Source organism: Tepidimonas sp., assembly GCF_036824975.1.
Taxonomy (GTDB): domain Bacteria; phylum Pseudomonadota; class Gammaproteobacteria; order Burkholderiales; family Burkholderiaceae_C; genus Tepidimonas.
Map to the genome: position 1 here is coordinate 1 of NZ_DAISZC010000107.1, position 3229 is coordinate 3229.

Sequence of the window (3229 nt, forward strand, 5' to 3'; positions counted from 1 at the left end):
GCACCGCCCAGACCGGTGGCGTGATCGGTCAGCGCCTCCAGAATCGCCAGCGCGCGCGCGTCTTCGCGCTCCATCGCCCCCTCGGCCAGCGCATCCAGCCGTTCCAGATAGGCGGCCAGAGGCACCCCGCCACCCGCGCCCTCCAGCAGGCGCGCGCGGCAATGGGCCCGCCAGCGCGCGTGCTCTGCGGCGTCGAGCGTCTGCGGATGATTGCGAGCCCGAAAACGAAACACCAGTTCGGGCAGCCGCGCGTCGTCGAAGCCCATCTGCCGCCAGGCGGGGTCGCTTGGATCGAGCGCACGCAGCCGCGCCAGCCGCCGCCGGTCCTCGTCGCCCACAAAGCCGTCGTACAGCGCCGCGTCCACGTCGCGCGGCGCCACCGGCGCCGCGCGTTCATACACCGCCGCCCACAGCCCGCTCAGATCGGGCAGCCGACGCGCGTACTCGGCGTGGCGCTCGATGGCGGACCAGTCGATGGCAAAGCGCTGGCTGGGGCCGCCCTTGAGCACCGCCACGTTGCCCACCACCATCGGCGCGCGGTTCAGGTGCACGCTCTTGATGGGCAGGCGCGTGACGCCCTCGGGCAGCTCGGCCTGCCGTGTGAACAGACGCCGGCGCACCTCATCGGGGCGCAAGTCGGCCAGCTCGCGCGGATCGTGCGCCAGATCCCAGGCCAGCAGCTCGTTGCGGTTGGTCGGATGCATGGCCAGCGGCCACATCACGGCTAGGCACCCCCGCTCCACCGCAAAGCGGCCGCTGACGTGCACGAATGGCCGCTGCGCCCCCGCCGTTGCGGGCAACCCCAGCTCTTGCATCACGCGCTCTTTGCGGTGCAGGCTGAACGCAAAATCGAACAGGCGCGGCTGGCAGGCGCGCAGGCGCTGCGCCAAAGCGATGGTGGCGCGTACGTCGCTCAGCGCATCATGCGCGTGTTCATGCGTCAATCCGTTGGCAGCGCTGAGGTGCTCCAGCTTGAAACTGGGCTTGCCTTCGCCGTTGGTGGGCCACACCAGCCCTTCGGGCCGCAGCGCCCACGCCATGCGCATCACGTCCAGCAGGTCCCAGCGGCCGCAGCCGTCACGCCACTCGCGCGCATACGGGTCCAGCAGATTGCGCCACAGTAAATGGCGCGTGACCTCGTCGTCGAAGCGGATGGTGTTGTAGCCCACCCCGATCGTCCCAGGGCGCCCCAGCTCGGCCGCAATCGCTTCGGCAAACTGGCGCTCGGGCAAACCGTGCGCCTGGCATTGCTGGGGCGTGATGCCGGTGATCAGGCAGCTCTCGGGGTCGGGCAACACGTCAGGCGCGGGCTGGCAGTACCACACCACGGGTTCACCGATGGGGTGCAGCTCGGCATCGGTGCGCCACCCCGCAAACTGGGCCGGCCGGTCGGTCTGGGGGTTATTGCCAAAGGTTTCGTAATCGTGCCAAAAGAAGGTATGTGCAGCCATGGTCGTCGGCCATTCTCGCATGGCCACCCCCGCTGCCCGGCCAACGCGCGGTATCCGCCGGGCCTGCTGAGACGCACCGCAATGTCCGGCTCAGCTGTGGCCCACAACCTGCGCCGTCGGCTGGTAGAGTTCGGGTCATGGATGTGCGACGCCGCCACTTCACCCTGGCGCTGGGCCTGCTGGGCACCGGCGCGCTGACGGCGTGCAGCGATCCGCCCCCACAGATCAGCCGCCTGGGAGGTGACGACCGGCCATTGACGATGCGCCTGAGTCCGGCTGCCGACTTGGCGCTGATGGGATCGGTGCACAACGGCGCCGTGCTGTGGCGCTGGGAAGATGGGCAAATCGTGGCGCGGCTGGAACACCGCCCCGGCGCCCACGCCGACGTGATGGCCGCAGCGTTTTCGCCCGATGGACGCTGGGCCGCCACCGGCGAGCGTGACTCGGTGGTGCTGTGGGACTTGATGGCGCGACGCGCGCTGGGCTTTTGGGCGCCGCCGGGCGGTGTGCGCGCGCTGGCGGTGGCCGACGGCGGGCGGCGCGTGCTGGTGGGCCTGAGTACGCAGCAGGCCTGGATCATCGACCCGCGCGGCGGCACCACCCCCGCCGTCATCGAGCAGGCCGATGCCGTCGGCGTGACCTACCTGTGGCCGGACGGGCGAACCGGCCTGACCGGCACCGATGACGGCATGCTGCGGGTATGGGACTTGGAGCGCGGCGAGGCCACGCTGACCGCACGCTTCGACCGGCCACTGGCCACCGTGGCGCTGAGCGCCGATCACGAACTGCTGTTCGCCGCCCCTTTCCACGGCCCGGCGCGCCTGTGGCGGCTCAAGGACGGCCGCGTGCTGCACGAGGAGTGGGGCGAGCGGCGCATTTCGCTGTCCAGCGCCCGCTTTTCCGCCGACGGGCGGCGGCTGCTGACCGGCTCCCCGTCGGGCGAGGTGCGGCTGTGGTCGGTCAAATCCGGCAAGGTGCTGCAGCGCTGGCAAACGCCCAAACCGGATCCGGTGCGGCCCTCTGCCGCCGGCATTCTGGATGTGGCGTTCACACCCGATCACGCCAGCGTGATCGCCGCGCTGGCCGATGGCTCGGTGGTCGTCTGGCCCAAAGGATGACCACCTTGTCACCCACCGCACCCCCCGTCGGCGCACACGGCTTGCAACCGCCTGCCCAGCCCAATCAGATATCCTCTTTGGCGGGGGCTGCGGGCGAAGCGCTCTGGTCGGCAGTCGCCCGCTGCCGCTGGGGCTGGGCGCTGATTGTGGCTGACCGGGCAGGCATCCGGTCCGTCGCGCTGGCTGACGACGCCGACGCACTGCGTCAGCCCCCCACCGCAGCGCTGCCCGGCGCCGGCAACGACACAACCGCCCGCGCACACCACCGTGGGGCACGGGGCCGCCCTTGGTGGCACGGCACCCTCACCGCTCCTTTGCCCGCCGCGCTGCGGGAGGCGGTCCTGACCGCTCTGGACACCCCGGCCACTGCCCCCGTTATGCCGCTACCACTGGCACCCATGGGAACACCATGGCAGCAGCGCGTCTGGGACGCCCTGCGCGCGCTGCCGGCGGGTGGCACCATCACTTACGGGGCACTGGCGCACCGGCTGGGGCTGCCGCACGCCGCCCGCGCCGTCGCCAGCGCGTGCGCGGCCAACCCCTTGGCGGTGTTGATTCCTTGCCACCGCGTCGTCGCCGCCGATGGCAGCCTGGGCGGCTACCGCTGGGGCCTGCCGCGCAAGCGCGCCCTGCTGGTGGCCGAGGGTGCTTTGGGGTAGC

Annotated in this window: 3 protein-coding genes; 2 read left to right on the plus strand and 1 reads right to left on the minus strand. The window is 71.3% G+C overall.

What is annotated here, in order from left to right; genetic code table 11:
* A partial coding sequence (sbcB, locus tag V7Z54_RS09605; RefSeq protein WP_334136162.1) for an exodeoxyribonuclease I occupies positions 1 to 1451 on the minus strand: 1451 nt, incomplete at its 3' end.
* 137 nt (positions 1452 to 1588) lie between these two features.
* Between sbcB and V7Z54_RS09610 the strand changes: the two genes are divergently transcribed.
* Together V7Z54_RS09610 and V7Z54_RS09615 are read left to right on the plus strand one after the other, a co-directional pair.
* On the plus strand, positions 1589 to 2569 hold the full coding sequence (locus V7Z54_RS09610) for a WD40 repeat domain-containing protein (RefSeq protein ID WP_334136164.1): 981 nt from the start codon (positions 1589 to 1591) through the stop codon (positions 2567 to 2569).
* Between the two features lie 398 nt (positions 2570 to 2967).
* The gene (locus V7Z54_RS09615; protein ID WP_334136166.1) at positions 2968 to 3228 is read left to right on the plus strand and encodes a methylated-DNA--[protein]-cysteine S-methyltransferase; all 261 of its coding nucleotides are present in this window, start codon (positions 2968 to 2970) and stop codon (positions 3226 to 3228) included.
* Position 3229: the final 1 nt, after the last annotated feature.